This is a genomic window from Bradyrhizobium archetypum (assembly GCF_013114835.1).
Taxonomy (GTDB): Bacteria; Pseudomonadota; Alphaproteobacteria; order Rhizobiales; family Xanthobacteraceae; genus Bradyrhizobium; species Bradyrhizobium archetypum.
Genome location: NZ_JAAVLW010000010.1, coordinates 19,240 through 36,807, shown reverse-complemented (window position 1 = coordinate 36,807; position 17,568 = coordinate 19,240). Strand labels below are relative to the sequence as shown.

Sequence of the window (17,568 nt, the reverse complement as noted above, 5' to 3'; positions counted from 1 at the left end):
AGAAATAACGGTTAGATGGCAATTTTAGTCTGTTGGCGGGGCTCACCATTCGCACGGCTTTTTCAACTTTGCCGAGATCCTGTCCGAATAGGTTGCATAGAATGATGCCGGTACATCCGCGGGCAGGGCCTTTACGTTCGCCTCCACCTCGGCCACCCGGTCTCGAGCCCGTGGGTGTTCTGGCGGGAGCTCGCGGGACCTGGTAAGCCGAGAAGCTTCTTCGCCAAAGGCGGCGGTGGGGTCATTAGTAAGCACGTTTGACTATGTTAAAATGGTAGAGCCGGAATGAGCCCGGTCGAATGCATCTTCCAGGAATTTATTGATGCCATCCAAACTGCAACCAGCGAGGATGAATTCGAGCGCGTCGCAACGCGGCTAGCACAGAGGCTTGGCTTCCAGCGATTTGCCTACCTGCGCTTGACCGGCGAGACGCCGATGTTGATCTCGTCATATCCCAAATCCTGGACCAGCCGGTACTTCCAACTTGGATATCAGCAGCTCGATCCGGTGGTGCGCCGCGCGCGTGCCGAGCGCGCGCTATTCAGCTGGGGAGGGGAGGCGTCAACCTTGGCCGGAAATCGCGAGCAGCGCCGTTTCTTCGATGAAGCGACGACGTTCGGAATTAGATCAGGCATCACTGTGCCAATCAGGGGTGGATTTGGCCGGATGGCTGCCTTTACGCTAGCGACGGGCGACCGCGATCTTCACCCCGAGCGGCTCGTGGCCGACGGGGAGGATCTCATACGACTCGTCGGGTTGCACTTTCATTGTTATGTCGCCGCCAGGCTTGACGTACTCTCTGCCAGTACACGCGTCGCAAGCGAGCTCACTCAGCGCGAGCGCCAATGCCTTGCATGGATCGCGCGCGGAAAAACTATCGCTGACATCGCGGTGCTGGTCCAGATTGCACCGAGAACTGTCGGGTTTCATCTGGATAACGCACGCGCCAAGCTAGGTGCAGCATCTCTTCCTCAATGCGTCGCCGAGGCGCTGCGGCGCGGCTTGTTATCGTAATCATCCACACCACTCCCATTTCGCGAGATGCAAAACAGACAGGCGCTCGTCGCGCCGGGCATGTTGTATTGCGCTCGATCCAAAAAGGTCTAACGTAATCAAACTGAACAAGAGGTACCTGTAAAATTTGACAGGCGATTAGCAACTCTCTTTCTGGTTTTGAGGCCTCCCGATAATTTCAGGAGGTCGCTTATGCATGCCATTGCAATTCACACCTCTCAATTTGGTCGTCATCTAGGGTTGCTCGCGGCGATGTATCGGCTGCGGCGCCGTGTCTTCAAGGACAGGCTCGACTGGTCAGTGTCGGTCTCGGGTGAATGTGAGCTCGATGTGTATGACGCTCTCGGGCCGACTTATCTCGTTCTGATGGCAGACGCGGGGGAGCCGGTTGGTTCGGTTCGTCTGCTTCCGACGACCGGACCAACCATGTTGGCCGACACCTTTCCCGTTCTGCTCGGCGGGACGCCAGCGCCGGCTGACGAAAGAATTCTCGAAAGCTCACGCTTTTGCGTCGACACAAGTCTTACCGCGGAGCAGGCAGCCAGTCGTCTCAATCGCGCTACGTTTGTCCTGTTCGCCGCCATGATGGAGGCAGCACGCGCCGCGCGCGCAGACAGCATCGTTACAGTGACTGATACGCGTATGGAGCGCATTCTTCGCCGTGCGCGCTGGCCATTGAGACGGATCGCTGATCCGCAGCAGGTAGGATCGACCATGGCGGTCGCCGGCTTTCTCGACCTGTCCGAACAAACGCTTCACAGGATGTACGAACAAGCCGACGTCAACGGTCCCGTGCTTGTGCCAGCGGATCTTGTTAACGCGGCTGCCTAATGCCCCGCGGAGCAGCATCCAGCAACAGTAATTTGATATTTAAATGCTCGCAGACCCACGACATAGCCGGGTGGTTTTGATCAATATGACGCGTGGTAAGACGCCGGCTTCGGCCGGTCTTGCCCCGCGGCATGTCAGTTTCTCATTGCTGCAGACAGGCTTGGAGATGTTTGGTGTCGCGTCGACCGTCATAGGCGAATGCCAGCCGTTCGAGATTATGCAGAAACTCGTGCACTCGACGACGCAGCTGGACGTTGATGCTCTTTCCATTTGGCGCGATCCGCGATTTACGGACAATCTGGCTTCACGCGAAACCGGTATCATTTTCTTTGGGGGAGGTTGGCTCGAAGAAGATATCTTCATTGCCGCACTGCAGGCGGTCGAGCGTGGATATGACGTACGCCTCCTCTCGGACCTTATCGCAACGCGTGTCGACGCGGATCGATCACTCGCTTTGGATCGGATGGCGCTTCATGGCATCTTGGCGACCACGGTGCGCCAGATGCTGCTGGAATGGGCGGTATGTCTGCATGATCCGCTTTTGACGCAAAAAGTTCAGCAGCTTCTATTATGATCTGCGGGGCCATCCCCCAAGCGGGGCACTCGTTCTTGTGGTACTGATCTTGCGGACGCAGATGCGCAGCATGGAGAGGCGCGGGGCGTCCAAGAGCGAGACCAACTCTAGCGCTGCATTCAACACCTGCGGTTTGCCGAGACTCAGGTGAGAGAGCGCAGGTAAGACGAGCTTCATCGCACGTGCGAGGGGACCCGAGAGGGCTCGCGCTGGCAGCAATGTAGAGTATGGACACCGCGTAGTCCTATGAGGAGTTTTCTTTCGATGAGCTCGACAGGATTGCGGGTCTTTTTGCAATGCACCCGGGAGATGCGTTCATGAATATCCGGGCCTCCGCTCAAGATAAAGACGAATGTTCGCTAGTGAACAGTCGCGAACCTTGAAGCCGATCAGATCATCCTTCCGGATTTTTCGCGAACGCTTCCCGAATCATCGTTGATCACTGAAGAACCATGCGGCTCGAAGCTTATCGCAAGCGAGCGCCCCGCCGTGCTCGTCAGATCCCTCGACGGAGCCTTGGAATTCAGTGGACAAAGCTGCGGCTTGCGCATCACCTCTAACCGGGCAGTCCGTGTGAACCGCACGGGACATCCCAAGCCTCGAACGGCCATCTGGATCTTGGTGCTCAGGCCAACGCTACAAATAGCCTGATCTTCAGGCCCTTTTTTAGCCTCGGCAGCTGCTTGTGGGCTCGGAGGATGGTAGAATCAACGATCAGGTGTTATATTGAGCTAGCAGCGCGGGCGGTAGGGACAGCGCCTCCATTTGGCCCTAAATACGCGGCGCCGAGTCGCCCGAGCTGCGTCTAGTTGGTTGCACAATGTGTAGAGGCTAGACGGCGCGGATCTCGGCCGCGATCCCCGGACTTTGGTGTTGGCGAGAGCCGTTCCAGCCACCCTCGTTAGCCCAAGCTTGGATCAGCCCCCAATCGCTGTTGAAGTGCCTGCCGATCAGCGACGAGACTGTCGAGGCGCAGCAGGCCGACCACCAATCGTTTAACCAGCTCGCGCGTGTCGTCCACGATATAGACGCCAATCATAACCGTTCTGGTGCTGGGCCATCCGGCCTTACTCCAGGTGGTCGTGCAGCCTTTCTGCGAAGGCTCTTGCGATGCTGTGGTGGGGGCGCCAGCGGGGTAGTGGTAGTGATAGGCGACCGGCCCTTCCGGAGCGTGGCGATCAATGAGCAGCAGCGACCAACGCTGCCAGTCGCCATGCCCGTCAGCATCACTCACTGGCTCAACATCGCAGACCGTGCAGTTCGAGGCGGCGGTGCTTTCATGAGCGGGCACGGAAGCTCACCACCTATCTGGCATCGTGGGACCGGGTCATCTGCTTCATTTTCCAGTCCCTCCCCATTGGTTGTGTACACAATCACAGGGAGACATAGGAGTCGGTACCGCCTTTCTACGGATGTGGACTTCGGCCGCCTGTTCAAGCTGGCGGGTCTATTCCACCAGCCGCAGAGTCCGGCGCTGTTTTATGCGATCAAGCGCGCGGACAACTGCTTCTCTATCGAGAACGGCCAATAGTCGGTGCACTGTTTGAGCGGCGTCGCGCGGCCCTGGTGCGATGTATTCGCCAAGGATGCGCCTGGCATCCTCAATCGCCTTCAATACGGTGTCCTCATCCGGAGTATTCATGGTACACGCCTTAATGTGCGGACCCAAACCGGGAAATGAACTTCTTTCGTATTCTCGTTTTGGAATAAGAAAACGGCCCCGGCTTGCTGCTGCGCCAAGACCACCAGACATCATGATCACTATCGAAATTGTAGTCTGTGGACTGATGGACATATGAGCAAGATTCTTCGCGTCCTTCATGCTCGTTCAGCAATTGACAGTTTCTTTGGTTACCAAATCATTGGGAAAAAGTGGCAAGTCGTCCCAGTGTTGGACGCCGAATGCACAAAAAGCCGTACCCGCTCTGTTCGCCCATGCTCGGTGAAACTACTGATAACCAAGATACAGTTTTCACCTTTCTGGCCCGGAACAGATTTCACACTCGTGACATGATACGCCCGACGGTTGAAGCTCGACCTAGGATGCACGCGATGGGGCGATATTACTTCGACCTCCAAGGTGCTCAGAATGCCCACGACTCAGGCGGCCTAGCATTTGAAAACGACATGAAAGCTTTCCATGCCGCTAAGCGACTGGCGCAAGAGTTGGCTGCCGCGCGACCAAATCTGAGAGGAAACACCTGCGTGGTGCTCACCCGCAAGGATGCGGATGATCTTTATTGCATAGGTGTTTCGTAGGACCGCTTCAGTGGGCCACTAAGCCCGATTGAAACTCCCGCCGGTTCACGCTGGCGGGTTTCTTACCTGCCGCTCTTTCCCGAAATCTTTCTCCGGAGTCGCAAAGCGAACCGACGCGTATACGTGCGTGTGCTTAAATCCGCGTTTTAGCACTCTCCCAATACTTCGATTCGCCCGGCTAGTAACGGCCGGGCTTTTCGTAGCCGGGCCCTACACTGACCCTAGCACTTGACAGACGATCGCCAGCACCAAGATCACCAGCATGGCGTAAGCAGTCCTACGGCCAATGCGGCCCATTAGCTGAGAATCTCCTTGATCTTGATGCCGCGCAAGGCCTCGACGCAGTCTGCTACCAAATGCAAAAACTCGTGTCGCTTTATGCTTTTCACCTGACGCCCTTCCATGTTGATGAGAATGAACTTCGCCATTTCGTAGGCGACTTCAAACTGCGATTTGCCGGTCGCCTGAACGTCGCTCCTTTCAGCCATTTCGCTCTCCGAAGTTGTTATTGGCAGGGTAGCGGTTCCACCCCAAAACCTCGTACTCGAGGCAACGCCTTCAGGATCGTTGCTCCTTGAACCACTTCTCCGCGGCATCGACATTGGCGAACACCTTGATGTGCGCGGCATCGCCGACCTGCTTGCCGCTGTTGACGTAGACAAAACGGTCATTGATCTCTCTTCAGCTTTCGCTTGCCCAATGCGGCATCTTCAAACCCGGATTAAACACCCGATCGACGTGAAGGTTCAGCGCCCGCATGATGCCGATCCGGGCCAGCATCGTCGGGCCGCCGCTCTCCGCAACGGCGGCTTGCCATTCGGACGCGGAATGTTCGGCTTCCGGCAGCTTCGCGATATAACTGGCGGCATCCCTGAGGGTGAGGAGCCGGCGGCCATCCGGAGACGGAATCGGGTCCTCAAACGAGGCCAGGGCAACAAAATGTACTCGAGCAATGATCTTGGGTATTCCGCCGCAGGGAAGCCTTTCCTAGCGGCTTGTCATCTTGTTCATGGTTTGTGCTATCGTGAAATGAGCAGCGCCTGTGAGATCGAGATCCTGTTCAGGCGCCGTCGGCTTTACGACCAGCTTGGGCGCGAGCCGGAGGGCTTCTACCGGACCCTTCAGAGAGCATTGAAAGAACGCTATGGGGCTAGATCACATTCGTTCCGAAATCGAGCGCATGCGCGTCCAGGTCGGAAGCGAAGGGAAATCCTTCTGCTTCAGCGCGCCGGTATAGCAACCACATCGGCTGAGCCTTTGCTTCAAACGATGCGGCCAAGATCGAGGGCCTTTGCGACGAACGGGACCGGCTCAAAAAAAGCAGGGCGGTTCAACGAACGATCGAGTGTTCGGGGCCCGGAGTAGGTGATGGGGGTGCTACGAAGAGAGCGCCGCCAAGTCGCCGTGGATCAGGGCGGTAGCCGAGCTGCGGCAGCGGACGACGCGAGAGGGGCACTGTATCGGCATGTCCAGGCGATCACGGTTGCGATTAATCAGTACGCGGAGAAGGCGCTCGGCAACCGACATTACTTTCTCAACAAGCCCTATATCATCGCGGCTCCAAGAGACCCGGCGACGTTCCGTGAACGACGAAAAAGCTCAGTTTTCGCAACCGCGATCAATAGGTCAGGGGCCGCCAATGGTCCCACTGCTGGCGAGGGAATTCGACCATGAGGAGCATAACCAAGGGCATCGACTTCAGCCTAGCTGGCATCTGCGCAAGAGTCTTTGTTCTCCGCGGCCGCACGGGTCGATTGTAAGCTGAGTTTCACTCATGATCATGCGTTACAAAGAAAGCCGTACCTTTGCAAAATTGGCAGCAGCTCATGATGGTCATGAATGATGTAATCCGGCTGTGCAGCCTGCAAACGCGACTCGGAAACAAATCCGCCGGTAATGGATATGCTGATAAGCCCGAGGTCGCGTGCAATGTCCGTTTCAACCGGCATGTCGCCGATGATAAAGGTTGACTCGGGCTTCAGATTATTTGCTTGCATATACCGGCGAAGGCGTTCGCCTTTGCTCATGCTTTTGAATTGAGTGGCGCGGCTTTCGAAAGCTAAAACCTCGTTGACGCAATTATCGAGTCCAAGCCTGCGGATTTGGGAACGAAGTGGGTCGACTATATAGCTGCTGAGAACGATCGTTGAGACCGCCTGTTGACGTGCCGCTTCTAGAATGCAACGCGCGCCTTTGCGCAGATCGGCCTTGCTCGCCAGCGGTTCGTAGGTGTCGTGAAAAATGGCGCTGCCATCGCTATCCACGATTGCGGCTTCACCTTCCGACATTCCGACACTGCGGTAAAGGACAGAAAGCGGGAGCTCGCACTGTTCCCGAAACGTTGGCATATCGATATCAGGGCGACCGAAGCGCCCTAGAATGGCATTGATTGTTTTCAGCACCGCATCGGCGTCGTCGAGCAGCGTGCCGTTCCAATCAAATACTAGAGTGGGTTTCATGATAACCTCAGGCAACGGCTGACTCTGGGAAGGGAAGATCGGCGATTAACTTGTTCAAATTCTTATTCGCGCGCTTTTGCCCCGCTGGGGTTGGCATCTCAAACGTAAACGGCGACAAATCTATTCCATCATGCCCCTGCGGAAGCAAGGATACGAGAACTTGGAAGGGTAGATAAGTGATAGCCGCAGCATTGATGGATACGGCAATTGTGCTTTCGATGACCCTGAGCATTTGCGGTTCGATGTTATGAAAACGCAGGCTTTGCTTGCGCTGTTGGGGTGGGAGGGTCTTCCACGTTTGCCAGAACGCCAACTCGTCCATGGTGTCGATACCCATGCCGTAGTAATTTGGGGCCACTATAGGCGGTGAACCGATTGCCCAATGCACAGCCTTGGCCCCGGCGGCAAGGAGGATATTCGTGACAGCCCGACTTGTATCGCCGCGAATGAGGGCTTCATCGGCCATGATTATGGTGCTGTCGGTAACGTCCTTCTCTGCGACACGATATTTTTGGGCAATAAGAGATTTGCGCTCGCCAACGATACCTATAAGCGTCCGCTGAGAAAATTGTGTTGCGATGAGTTCGTGACGTTGGACGATGGCGCCGCCTTCGGCCAGTGATGCAAACAGACCATCAGCATATGGCCCTCCGGTTCGCGGCATAGAAGAAACTATAACAGGGGCGGACCCCACTTCTGCTGCCAGTCTTGGCGCAATAAGTTTACCAAGAGCAACCCCGATATTGTAACGGGTTTCGAGATGAGATTGGCGTTTCGACGTGTTGGGGCTTCCTAGGTAAAGCGTTTCGTAGGCGCATAGCCTGGTGTTATGTCGAGCATCGCACACCGAGTGATCAAGGCATGCTCCCGTTTTTCCGTTTACGCACTTGATGTAGCCCGGTAGAATTTCGTCCGCCTTGCCTCGTAGTCCGGAAAAGGCGCAGTTTTCCGAAGCAAAAAGCAAAAAGCCATCGTCAGTTTGCATGAACTCCAAAGGTCGCAAACCATATCGGTTTCGGAAAGCAATGAGATTTCCTTCACCATCCAACAAGAGTGCGCTAACGGCGCCATCGATACAGTTATCGATCTCCCGAAACATTTTTTGGTGATTCACCGGCAGACCATGCCGCCAATAATCACTTTGACAAATGTGCTCAATCAGCTTGAGCAGGAGCTCGGCATCCGTTTCGCCGTTAAGGCGATGCCCTTGGGCGAATAATTTGTTCTTAAGTTCATCAGCATTGACCAAAGCCCCGTCGAGAGAAATCGCCAAATGGCGGCAACCGGCTTTATGGTTGTGAACAGGCTGAAAGTCGCTCTCGTCGTGTTCTCTTCTAGATGGACTACGAACGTGCGCAATCGCGACGCGAGGCCTTAAATTCGCATGCTGTTCACTATAGTCGATCGTTGTTAGTTCGCATGGCGACTGAGACGACTTTGTATATTGTACGCGTTTTTCGTGCATGAACGCTGCAAAACCGAACCCCGCCTGTCCACGAAGTGCAAGTTTCGGAAGCATGTGCTTGAGCCGATCATAAACTGTCTCCTGTGAATGACTTGAAGGCAAGAGAACAGCGCCAGCAACACCGGACATGCTATTTATCCTTCAGTGACGACCATTTTTATCGTCGTCATTCGACACTGCGTGTGTCGTGTTCAACCAAAACACCGCGTCCTGTGTCCGACGCTAAGGCAGATGTATTCCGCCGGCGCGGCGCGAAGCACGCGGTTCTGCTCCGTTTTAGCAAGGCCCGTGCCAGTTTCTTAAACGGTGCGGCTCACGCGGCAGACCGGCGGATTGCTAGGGCTGAAAATATGAGCGTTTTGATCAAGCGGCCGCGATCCGAGCTGTTGGAACTACGACACGTTGGCTGAGGTGCCACAGGTTTTCCGGAAATAAGCGCGTCACGAATCGAACGTCCGTATCGGCGCGGCGCTAAGGCGCGATATCTCACCCGGCCCACTGACACCGCGTTCTTAAGCGACTATCTGTGAACGAAACCTGCGTCCCCAGCCCAAGAATATCGTATGCGTCCGGTGACGCTTTCAACTACCCATAACTGTGACCACTCGGGTTGATCCGCTGATGGGCGAAATCTTGAGACAAAAGAATCAATTGTGAGTCCTTGCTGAGCACCTGATTCGCGATGGGTGCTCTATGGGGCTGACACTAAGGGATCTATCGGCAAGAGGCCGGTTGCGATCCTTGGCGGGTGAATGTTGGATTGATCGAGAGAGTGGTGGATGCGAGTTTAGGGATGCGCGGCTCGGCGACAGTTCCGTAAACTGCTCACGCAGATTGGAAGCGCCATGGGACAACATTCCGCTCGTCTGCCAGGATTGGGCGAATACCAAGGCAGATCGTCGACGAAATGGACGAGGTCGCCGTCAAAGGGCTCCATCGCATCGAAATCAGAGACAGCAACGGCGATCCTGACCACGCCGTTCTTGAGATCAGGTGTCGCAAGAGTCGCGTCCTGCCGCCGATCGGAAAGCAGAAGCGCTATCCCGCGCTGGCTCGCGCGGGACGCCGAACAACAGAAAGAAGATCGATTGGAAACTGATCACGGACCTGCCTGTTGCTTCCCCGCACCGACGCCAATGAGAAGCTCGAATGGTATGCTTTGAGATGGAAGATCAAGGTGTTCCACAAGATCCTAAATCGGGCTGCAAAGCTGAGGAGTCGAAACTCACGACCGCCCAGCGTCTGACCGATCTGATCTCGCTCTTTCTCATCCTGAGGTTGGCGGGTGTTCTGGATGACGATGCTCAACCGTGCCGTCACCTACCGCCAACCCTCGCATCGACTGCGACTGAAATCGGCGTGCTCGATCGCCTCGTCAACTAGAAACGAATAGCAAGGCAGAAAACGCTCTCGCACTATCAAAATCGCCGGGCTCGGCGGTTATCTCGCCCGCGTCTGCAATCCGCCGCCCGGCAATACCGTCATGTGGCGCGGGCTGTCACGCCTCACCGACATCGCGCTGAGCGCTATGATCAGACGGAAATTTGCGGGTAATTGAAAGCCGGTCGGCCCGTGGTTAGCTCATCTTGAGCGGATGGCGGAGCGCGCTTATGCCGCGTGAGCGACGTTCTGATGTCGCCAATTCCAGGGCATGAGTTGGTGGATTTCGGCAGATGGCCGGCAATGAAGATCGCCACCAGTGGACCGATCGTCGCGCCTTGCACCTCCGGGGTCGTTCTTGCGAGCAGCGGACGGATTTGCTCGACCAGCGCGTCGGCCATTCTCATGGTCGCTGCCACATGCTTGCTCGTTCTGCGCGCTTCTCGCATTAAGAAGCGCCGATCTACTATAGGCCCAGGAAGCGGACATGCTTGTGACTTAGTTCGCCGCCAGCTGATGAACAGACGGCCTACTTCATCATCGCTTCGACCTCTGCGCGAAAGTCCTGGCGCGAGGCGTCGCGTGAATAGAACATGTGACCGCCCGGAAAAGTCACGAGTCTGACCCGCGGCGCTGAGGCGAAGGCGGGCAGCTGATCGAGCACCATCTTCGAGCCAAAATAGGGCGTGGCAAGATCGAACAGGCCGTGCCCGACCAGCACGTTCATCTTCGGGTCCGTCGCAAGGATCTGGCGCAGCTCCGACAGCGACTGCGGGGGGCTGCCGTTGCCGAAATCCCAACCTTGCCCGACCGCGCCGTTGAGCAGTTCATAGGAGCCGTCCGGCCGCCAGTTGAGCTTGCGCGTCAGGATATCGACCGCGGCGCTGGTCAGCGGCGCCCGCAGCGCATCGCCCGAGGGATCGCCGAAGCGATGGCCATTAGAGTCCGGATAGGGATCGAGGCCGCGCACGGAGGCGTCATAACGGCCGGTCACCTTGCCGCTCTTGCGATCGAACTCGCGGCGGAATTCGTTGCTATCAATGCGCCCGGCAAGCCGTCGGCTCACGGCCTGGTCGATTCCGGTCAAGCCGGCGACCTTGTCGGCGAGACGGTTGGTGGCCTCCTTGTCTGCCTGACCCTTGACGAGGTCGGCCAAGAACTCACCGCGCGCGTAAGCTTCGACGTCGGCGAGATCGGCGCGATTGACTGCTCCCCTGCCTTCGCCCTTGGCTTCGCGGGCTACCGCGACATAGCTTGGCAGCGTCGCGACATATCGCAGAAGGCTCGTGTCTCTAAACTCGCGGTAGTCGAACAGCGGCGAAACCAGGATCAGGCCCTTCACGCCGACGCCCTGCTGCATCTGCAGATTGCGCACGACCTTCGGTCCGCGAATGCCGCCATAGCTTTCGCCCGCGACATATTTCGGCGAGGAGAGCCGCTCGTGCTTTTCGAGCCAGCGGCGGATCACAAGCGCGATCGAACTGGCATCGCCATCGACCGAATAGAACCGCTTGCGCACATTCTCGCCCGTCGCCACGAAACGGCTATAGCCGGTGCTGACGGGATCGATGAACACGAGGTCGGTAAAATCGAGCCAGGTCTCGGCGTTGGGCCTGACCTCCGGCGAGGCCGACGGCGTGACGGTCTCCGCATCGATCGGCAGCCGCCAGGGTCCGGCACTGCCGAACTGCAGCCAAGCCGAGGACGAGCCGGGGCCGCCATTGAAGAGGAACGTCACCGGACGGGTGGCGCGATCTGTGCCGTCGAGCTGATAGGAGGTGTAGGCGATGTCGGCCTGCGGCTCGCCCTTGTCGTCGAACACGCGGATCGAGCCCGCAGTCGCGATGAAACGAAGCGTCCGCCCGGGCAGCTCCAGCGTCTGTTTGGTCGTGGAATCCGGCGGCAGGCCATGCTGCTCGGTAGTCGAAGGGGAACTCGGCGCGCTGCCGCTACGCGCATCGGGCCCTTCCTTCTGGCCGGACGGCGTCGTGGCGGCGGGGCGCGGCGGCGGATCGTCGGCCTGGGCGCTCCTCGTCACGGCGCAGGCAAATAGGGCCAGAGCAAGAGAGGTGTGGCGCAGCGCGGTCAAATCCAATGACATGGAGTTTCTCCTGGTCCGGCCACACTTTGCTTGTCAGCGGCCAATTGCGACGGTTTGAGATTGCGGGACACGGGACTGGCACTACAGGTGCACTTTTTCGGGTGCTTCTGCCTGATGTTGCACAACGCGTGTCTCCCAAAACGGCTCTCCCAGTTAGCTGAGAGTCGGGAACAACAAACCTATAAAATCTAGTAGTCGCCCTGAGGGCAGGGGTGTCGGCAGTACCGCCTGCGCAATCACAGAGAGCCTACCCAAGCAGGCCCTGTCATCCGGAAGGGACCAATCAGAGTCAGCGATGGCACGACTGGCCTATGCGAGTGGCGATCTCGATGGCAGTAATACGACAACCTTGCCAGGGGATGGACGCGAGGATCCGCCGCAACATTGCCGACGGCGACTTGGCGTTTTACTCCACGTGGTGCCCAAGGCACGTCCATTCAAAAGCTGGTATCGATAGAAGCACATCGCTGGGCCGTCGAGGACAGCTTCCGAAACGACCAGGAGCGAGCTTGGTATTGATCAAACGAAACCCGCTCCTGCATGCTGGCATCGCCATGTCTCACTCGTCATGCTTGCCTATTATAATGACGTCGTCCGTTCTCGGGCCGACACCGCATCAAAAAAAGCGATCGCCGCGTCGGCCAAAGCATGGTTCTTTATCCGCTAGTCGAGTACGCATCGGTGAAGATCTTCACCAGACATCGGCTGCAACAGCCAGACGGGCGTTTTCGCTGGCACAAGTGCACGTCCGTGCCGCTCAGAATCTGGCGGTAGCGTTCGGGATTGATTCATTCGCATTAATGTGCAGCATGGCAAGTGTGCTGGCCGGCACAATGGCCCCTCGAGGCTCACCGGGACGCAACTGCGGCGGCCGGTCGTTATTCTGAACTGGTGGTCAAGCAGTTGGCCGAGCGGAGTGGGATGTCCTTGCGCGCTCATTCGCCGAGCCCGAGGAGTACAAGGACACTCCCCGAAATTCGACGAGTTGATGGAAATCGTCCGGAGCACGTTTCGGATGCGGTAACCGAATTTAGTTTCCGCTGGTGGTCAAGCCAGATGGCGGCCGCGGTAGATTGAAAGCTTTGCCGGCGCAGAGCTCGCGCCACCTTCCGCCGTGCCCTTCAGTTGAACCATTCTAAATCCCCCGATAACTAGGCGACCGCTTCTCAAAAAACGCGTTCATTCCCTCTTGCTGGTCGGACGTCGTGAATGCGTGCCTGATGGCTTGTCGTTCAAATTCTAGACCGGCGTCAAGTGCGGTTTGGTAGGCGGCGAGTACAGCCGCTTTAGCCAGTTCCGCGGAACGCGGCGGCTTGTGCGTGATAATTTCGGCAAGCTCGAGGGCGCGGCTCTGTGCCTTGCCGTCTGCCGTGACCTCAGCAACAAGCCCAGCCTGAAGAGCTGCGCGCGCACAGATGGGTTCTCCGGTCAGGATCATGAGCATCGCGAGCGATTTGCCGGCCACTCGGGTCAATCGCTGGGTTGCTCCGTCTCCTGGCAATATCCCTATGTTGATCTCCGGCTGCCCGAAGCTAGCGCCTTCACCGGCGATCACGATGTCAGCCAGAAGCGCGAGCTCGTGACCACCGCCAAAGCAAATGCCCTCAACCGCGGCAATAAATGGCTTGGGGAAATTGGCGATATCTCGCCAAGCAGAACGTCGCGCGGAATTGTCGATGGCTTCGAACCCTCGTTGCCGCATTTCCTTAATATCGGCGCCGGCAGAAAAGAACGCATCGCTGCCACGAAGTACGACGCAGCGCACCTCATCATCCAGCGCAGCTTTGCGAAGAGCGGCCGCGAGTTCCGCGATCAGATCATTGTTCAGCGCGTTTCGTTTGGATGGCCTATTCAGCGTTAAGAGCACCACGTGCTGCAGGGGAGACGTCCAAAGAATGAGGTCGGATTTGGCGTTCAACGTAGCACCTTTGCAGCTTACTGATCAGCGCCATTTACACCGAAATCGTTTTCGCGAACAGCTGTCCTGCAGCCTAGCCAGCTTGCCAGCCTTCATCGGGGGCGCTTCGGAAGGCGGTCGGCTTTCGGTGGTGACGCGGTGGACGAGCGCACTACCAGCCGGTAGGGCAACAACACGCTCTTGGGGACCGGTCTTCCTGCGATCGCACTGATGAGATAGTCGGCTGCGCCTCGGCCGATTTCAGCAGCCGGAATACTGATCGTCGTTAGCGGCGGATCCACCTGTGCCGCCAGCTCCACGTCGTCAAAACCGGTAATCGAAACCGCCCGCGGCACGTTCAAGCCCATCTTGCGGGCTTCCGTCATGGCGCCGATGGCCAGCGTGTCGGTGGTGCAGATCACGGCGGTCGTGCCGGGATGGTCAGTAAGCAGTTGGCGAAGTGCCTTTCGTCCTTGCGCCAGCGAGTGGTCGGCCCTGATGACCTGACTAGGCTCGAGTCGGATGCCGGCTTCAGAGAGGGCGCGCTGGATGCCATCAAGTCGGGCGCGCGAACGGTCATTCGACGGTAGAATGTTGGCAATTGCACCGAAACGAACGTGTCCCAGGCCGAGAAGAAATTCGGTCATTTCGCGAGTGGCGCGTTCGTTGTCGATGCCAATGGCAGGAATGCCGCCGCCCGCCTTGGAGACGTAAGTCGTAATGACGGGGACGCCAGTTTGCTCAACCAGAGTTCTCAGCTCCCGACCGTGCGAGCCCCCCACCAGCACAATGCCGTCGATGCCACGCTCGATGAGGCTCTGCATCTCCTGCAACTCGCGGCGTTGATCATATTGCGAATTCGCGATGAATAGGGTGTAGCCGCTTTCGCTTAGTCGATTCTGCAGGGCCTCCACGCTTTCGGCAAAGATGCCAAGGCCCAGCGTCGGAACGATCGCGCCGATCGTCCGCATGCGTCCCGATTTCAGTGCCCGGGCCGCACTATCGGGCGTATAGGACAGATCGGTGATGAAGCGCATCACTTTGTCGCGCAGTTCGGGCCTGACAATTCCTGGATGATTTAGAACGCGCGACACCGTCGCCGGCGAGACGTTCGCCTCTCTTGCGACGTCCTCGATCTTCACCCTGGGCCGGGATCGGCCTTTGGGATCGGCGATCGATTTCTTGTCCATCTGATCTGCTCGGATTGTCCCAAAACGGGCTGTTATCACCATTCGAGTTAAACCACCGGGAGGGCCGCTATCTCAAGCGCACTGTGGTCGATATCGGTGGTTCTTCCGTTGAACAGTATGCGCGCGCCTAAGCGACATCAAGCAGAGCGCGCCGGCGGCCATACTCCGATAGTGCGGCGCCTAACACGCTTGACTCCGCTCGTCGGTGAGACCAATAATCCTGAAAACGATTTCAGAAGCGCGGGTTGTCGCCAGCATTTCGTGAGATAGTTAGAGGGAGAGCCAAGAAAGAACGTATGGTCGATCTTCTCAAGGGCATTCGCGTCCTCAGCTTCAACCACTTCCTGATGGGCCCGATGGGTGTGCAATTTCTCGCCGATCTCGGCGCAGACGTGATCGCTGTGGAGCCGCCGGACGGCGCCTTCCAGCGGAAATGGGGCGGGGCGGACAAGCAGGTAGATGGTCAATCCATGCTGCTTCTGACCGGCAATCGCAATAAGCGTAGTCTAACGCTCGATCTCAAGAAGCCGGACGCGGTTGCTGTTGCGAAAAAACTAATCGCAACGTCGGATGTCCTCACGGAGAATTTCCGGCCTGGCGTGCTCAACAAGCTGGGGCTTGGCTATGAGGACGCCAGGAGCATCAAGCCAGATATCATCTATGCCGCAGCGTCCGGATATGGCGCAGACGGGCCGTACGTCAATCGACCGGGCCAGGACCTCTTGATTCAAGCGTTGGCGGGGCTTGCAACCATCACCGGAAGCCGCGAGCACGGCCCGCGCGCCGTAGGTGTTTCGGCCGTTGATCATCACGGGGCCGTTCTTTTTGCGGCTGGCATCCTGGCCGCATTAGTGAGGAAAGCGCGTACGGGGCAGGGGTGTCGGGTCGATGTCAGTTTGCTGTCAGCAGCCCTCGACCTGCAGATGGAGTCCTTCACCTGCTATCTCAACGGGCAGAGACCGGACGATGTGCGCCAGCCGGGTCCGATCGCAGGATGGTATTACGGCGCACCTTACGGCATCTATGCCACCCGGGACGGACACATCGCGATCTCGCTCGGATCGCTCGACGTGCTTGCGGATCTGTTTTCGCTTCCCGCCGCTCAGCGCGTTCCCGACACGGAAGCTTATCGGCGGCGCGACCAGGCATCGGCAGCGTTTGCGGTCAACATCGCCAAACGCACGACATCGGAATGCCTTGCGCTGCTTGAGTCTCGCGGAATCTGGCACGCCCGCATCAATGACTATTCAGATGTGGTCGTCGACCCGCAGGTCATTCACAACAAAAGCTTCCAGGTCGTGAAAGGGGCGACGGGGGCGCCGATTACCCTCGTCAGCCATCCCATTTGTTACGACGGCGAGGTGCCAGAGGTACGTTTGCCGCCGCAGAAGCTCGGGGCGCAGACGGAAGAAATCCTGAAGGAGCTCGGCTACGACGCTCGGCAATTGAAGGATCTCTACGATACGGGCGCCGTGGGCTCTGTGACATCTCTTGATCCAAAAGTACTTTAGCTACAGCAACATTTCAGGCCGCGAAAACCTTGTCTCCTCTATGTCCCCCATCGCGCTAGCTCATCGTCAGCAGGAAACCCGCTGGATGCAGCAGGTGAGCGCGGGCGCCGACTGGTAGCTGTCGCACGTACCGCTCGCATGGTGTCGTTCGGGGATTTCGAGGACCCGCGATCCTCAGCGGGATCGGTGCATTTGCTGCCATGTGTCCGATCAAGAGGCTCTCCCGAGCATTCCCTTGCCAACACGGCTGCGACGGTCTCCTCGATCGAGCGGCGTGTTCACGTCGAGCCGCGCCCAACTGAATTTCGCGCTCAGCTTGCGGGCATAGGCGACTTCATCGGCTACCGACTGACGATCGATGTAGTTGTCCTTCGGCGCCCATGCTCAGCAGGCCGTTTTGCCGGACCGGGATCGGGCGTCGCATGCTGGCTGACGACCAGCGGCTTCTTCGAGGGCTCCAACTGCACAGAAAGCCGACCGAAAGTGTTCCTGAATGATCCGCATTTTGAAACGCGTGGTCTGACATATCCCTCGTTGAGATGGAGGCCACAGAACCGCCAACGATGCCGGCGAATGCATATAAGTCATGTTGCTGGCTTAGCCATAATGATGGATTTGATCTTTCGAGCTGCCGCTCCTTTCTCATGGCATCGATAATCCGCGAACCCGGACGCAAGCTTCGGCTGTCCCCTACGTGTGGGCTTATTCTTCCAACCAGTAGAGGCGATGCCGTGCCTGCATTAGCACAGTATGGGAATACTTAGCGTTTCGGCATTCTTGCGCAGCGGCTCGCAGAAACGCGCGCACTTATCAGCGCAGAAGTGGTTGTGCGTCGCAGCGGATGCGGTCGCCCCACCACCCAGATTGCACGTAAGAAAGTACAAGAA

General features: G+C 57.6%; 16 protein-coding genes and 3 pseudogenes. 8 read left to right on the top strand and 11 right to left on the bottom strand.

Features of this window, described 5'->3' with window-relative positions; all coding sequences use genetic code 11:
* Positions 1 to 285: 285 nt before the first annotated feature.
* The 3 genes from HCN50_RS28205 to HCN50_RS28195 all read left to right on the top strand — a co-directional run bounded on the left by HCN50_RS28205 (position 286) and on the right by HCN50_RS28195 (position 2,419).
* The gene (locus tag HCN50_RS28205) at positions 286 to 1,014 is read left to right on the top strand and encodes an autoinducer binding domain-containing protein (RefSeq protein WP_171713164.1); all 729 of its coding nucleotides are present in this window, start codon (positions 286 to 288) and stop codon (positions 1,012 to 1,014) included.
* Between the two features lie 192 nt (positions 1,015 to 1,206).
* On the top strand, positions 1,207 to 1,845 hold the full coding sequence (locus HCN50_RS28200; RefSeq protein WP_171713163.1) for an acyl-homoserine-lactone synthase: 639 nt from the start codon (positions 1,207 to 1,209) through the stop codon (positions 1,843 to 1,845).
* 43 nt (positions 1,846 to 1,888) lie between these two features.
* Positions 1,889 to 2,419, top strand: a complete 531-nt coding sequence (locus HCN50_RS28195; protein WP_171713162.1) for a cysteine hydrolase family protein — start codon at positions 1,889 to 1,891, stop codon at positions 2,417 to 2,419.
* A 563-nt stretch (positions 2,420 to 2,982) separates the two neighbouring features.
* On the opposite strand, the pseudogene HCN50_RS28190 reads toward HCN50_RS28195, so the two are convergent.
* The 3 genes and pseudogenes from HCN50_RS28190 to HCN50_RS33850 all read right to left on the bottom strand — a co-directional run.
* Positions 2,983 to 3,140: pseudogene (locus HCN50_RS28190) on the bottom strand (IS5/IS1182 family transposase); the annotation flags it as partial.
* 180 nt (positions 3,141 to 3,320) lie between these two features.
* Positions 3,321 to 3,710: a hypothetical protein gene (locus HCN50_RS28185; protein ID WP_171713161.1), complete on the bottom strand. Its 390-nt coding sequence runs from the start codon at positions 3,708 to 3,710 to the stop codon at positions 3,321 to 3,323.
* A 156-nt stretch (positions 3,711 to 3,866) separates the two neighbouring features.
* On the bottom strand, positions 3,867 to 4,241 hold the full coding sequence (locus HCN50_RS33850; protein WP_235977260.1) for a hypothetical protein: 375 nt from the start codon (positions 4,239 to 4,241) through the stop codon (positions 3,867 to 3,869).
* 230 nt (positions 4,242 to 4,471) lie between these two features.
* Between HCN50_RS33850 and HCN50_RS28175 the strand changes: the two genes are divergently transcribed.
* The gene (locus HCN50_RS28175) at positions 4,472 to 4,678 is read left to right on the top strand and encodes a DUF6894 family protein (protein WP_171713160.1); all 207 of its coding nucleotides are present in this window, start codon (positions 4,472 to 4,474) and stop codon (positions 4,676 to 4,678) included.
* A 296-nt stretch (positions 4,679 to 4,974) separates the two neighbouring features.
* On the opposite strand, the gene HCN50_RS28170 is transcribed toward HCN50_RS28175, so the two are convergent.
* The 3 genes from HCN50_RS28170 to HCN50_RS28155 form a co-directional block, all read right to left on the bottom strand.
* Entirely contained in the window at positions 4,975 to 5,166 is a 192-nt protein-coding gene (locus HCN50_RS28170; protein ID WP_171713159.1) for a hypothetical protein, read from the bottom strand.
* 1,290 nt (positions 5,167 to 6,456) lie between these two features.
* Positions 6,457 to 7,137 (bottom strand): HAD family hydrolase, encoded by a 681-nt coding sequence (locus HCN50_RS28160; protein ID WP_171713158.1) that lies wholly within the window; start codon positions 7,135 to 7,137, stop codon positions 6,457 to 6,459.
* A 7-nt stretch (positions 7,138 to 7,144) separates the two neighbouring features.
* Positions 7,145 to 8,731: an amidophosphoribosyltransferase gene (locus HCN50_RS28155; protein ID WP_235977259.1), complete on the bottom strand. Its 1,587-nt coding sequence runs from the start codon at positions 8,729 to 8,731 to the stop codon at positions 7,145 to 7,147.
* Positions 8,732 to 9,295: 564 nt separating this feature from the next.
* On the opposite strand from HCN50_RS28155, the gene HCN50_RS34845 reads away from it, so the two are divergent.
* Together HCN50_RS34845 and HCN50_RS28145 are read left to right on the top strand one after the other, a co-directional pair.
* Entirely contained in the window at positions 9,296 to 9,574 is a 279-nt protein-coding gene (locus HCN50_RS34845; RefSeq protein WP_376700332.1) for a transposase DNA-binding-containing protein, read from the top strand.
* Between the two features lie 177 nt (positions 9,575 to 9,751).
* Positions 9,752 to 9,985, top strand: a complete 234-nt coding sequence (locus tag HCN50_RS28145) for a hypothetical protein (protein WP_171713136.1) — start codon at positions 9,752 to 9,754, stop codon at positions 9,983 to 9,985.
* Positions 9,986 to 10,134: 149 nt separating this feature from the next.
* Here HCN50_RS28145 and HCN50_RS28140 read toward each other — a convergent pair whose 3' ends face one another.
* On the bottom strand, positions 10,135 to 10,383 hold the full coding sequence (locus HCN50_RS28140) for a hypothetical protein (RefSeq protein ID WP_171713156.1): 249 nt from the start codon (positions 10,381 to 10,383) through the stop codon (positions 10,135 to 10,137).
* Positions 10,384 to 10,511: 128 nt separating this feature from the next.
* The gene (locus HCN50_RS28135; RefSeq protein ID WP_171713155.1) at positions 10,512 to 12,083 is read right to left on the bottom strand and encodes a S10 family peptidase; all 1,572 of its coding nucleotides are present in this window, start codon (positions 12,081 to 12,083) and stop codon (positions 10,512 to 10,514) included.
* A gap of 371 nt (positions 12,084 to 12,454) precedes the next feature.
* On the opposite strand from HCN50_RS28135, the pseudogene HCN50_RS35000 reads away from it, so the two are divergent.
* Positions 12,455 to 12,599, top strand: a pseudogene (locus HCN50_RS35000) (IS701 family transposase); the annotation flags it as partial.
* Between the two features lie 619 nt (positions 12,600 to 13,218).
* Here the strand turns inward: HCN50_RS35000 and HCN50_RS28130 are convergent.
* Together HCN50_RS28130 and HCN50_RS28125 are read right to left on the bottom strand one after the other, a co-directional pair.
* The gene (locus tag HCN50_RS28130) at positions 13,219 to 14,001 is read right to left on the bottom strand and encodes an enoyl-CoA hydratase-related protein (RefSeq protein ID WP_171713154.1); all 783 of its coding nucleotides are present in this window, start codon (positions 13,999 to 14,001) and stop codon (positions 13,219 to 13,221) included.
* Positions 14,002 to 14,093: 92 nt separating this feature from the next.
* Positions 14,094 to 15,170 carry a LacI family DNA-binding transcriptional regulator gene (locus HCN50_RS28125; protein ID WP_171713153.1) on the bottom strand — a complete coding sequence of 359 codons (1,077 nt, stop codon included), beginning with the start codon at positions 15,168 to 15,170 and terminating at the stop codon, positions 14,094 to 14,096.
* A gap of 296 nt (positions 15,171 to 15,466) precedes the next feature.
* On the opposite strand from HCN50_RS28125, the gene HCN50_RS28120 reads away from it, so the two are divergent.
* Complete coding sequence (locus tag HCN50_RS28120) at positions 15,467 to 16,681, top strand: CaiB/BaiF CoA transferase family protein (RefSeq protein WP_171713152.1); 1,215 nt, start codon at positions 15,467 to 15,469, stop codon at positions 16,679 to 16,681.
* A gap of 239 nt (positions 16,682 to 16,920) precedes the next feature.
* On the opposite strand, the pseudogene HCN50_RS28115 reads toward HCN50_RS28120, so the two are convergent.
* A pseudogene (locus HCN50_RS28115) lies at positions 16,921 to 17,145 on the bottom strand (kinase/pyrophosphorylase); the annotation flags it as partial.
* Positions 17,146 to 17,568: the final 423 nt, after the last annotated feature.

Bases quoted from the DNA above. Each gene is read 5' to 3' on its own strand.
- HCN50_RS28120 (WP_171713152.1), top strand. From the start codon at position 15,467: ATGGTCGATCTTCTCAAGGGCATTCGCGTCCTCAGCTTCAACCACTTC.
- HCN50_RS28170 (WP_171713159.1), bottom strand. From the start codon at position 5,166: ATGGCTGAAAGGAGCGACGTTCAGGCGACCGGCAAATCGCAGTTTGAA.
- HCN50_RS28195 (WP_171713162.1), top strand. From the start codon at position 1,889: ATGCTCGCAGACCCACGACATAGCCGGGTGGTTTTGATCAATATGACG.
- HCN50_RS28160 (WP_171713158.1), bottom strand. From the start codon at position 7,137: ATGAAACCCACTCTAGTATTTGATTGGAACGGCACGCTGCTCGACGAC.
- HCN50_RS28155 (WP_235977259.1), bottom strand. From the start codon at position 8,731: ATGTCCGGTGTTGCTGGCGCTGTTCTCTTGCCTTCAAGTCATTCACAG.
- HCN50_RS28140 (WP_171713156.1), bottom strand. From the start codon at position 10,383: ATGGCCGACGCGCTGGTCGAGCAAATCCGTCCGCTGCTCGCAAGAACG.
- HCN50_RS33850 (WP_235977260.1), bottom strand. From the start codon at position 4,241: ATGAAGGACGCGAAGAATCTTGCTCATATGTCCATCAGTCCACAGACT.
- HCN50_RS28145 (WP_171713136.1), top strand. From the start codon at position 9,752: ATGGTATGCTTTGAGATGGAAGATCAAGGTGTTCCACAAGATCCTAAA.
- HCN50_RS28135 (WP_171713155.1), bottom strand. From the start codon at position 12,083: ATGTCATTGGATTTGACCGCGCTGCGCCACACCTCTCTTGCTCTGGCC.
- HCN50_RS28175 (WP_171713160.1), top strand. From the start codon at position 4,472: ATGGGGCGATATTACTTCGACCTCCAAGGTGCTCAGAATGCCCACGAC.
- HCN50_RS28125 (WP_171713153.1), bottom strand. From the start codon at position 15,170: ATGGACAAGAAATCGATCGCCGATCCCAAAGGCCGATCCCGGCCCAGG.
- HCN50_RS28205 (WP_171713164.1), top strand. From the start codon at position 286: ATGAGCCCGGTCGAATGCATCTTCCAGGAATTTATTGATGCCATCCAA.
- HCN50_RS34845 (WP_376700332.1), top strand. From the start codon at position 9,296: ATGGGGCTGACACTAAGGGATCTATCGGCAAGAGGCCGGTTGCGATCC.
- HCN50_RS28200 (WP_171713163.1), top strand. From the start codon at position 1,207: ATGCATGCCATTGCAATTCACACCTCTCAATTTGGTCGTCATCTAGGG.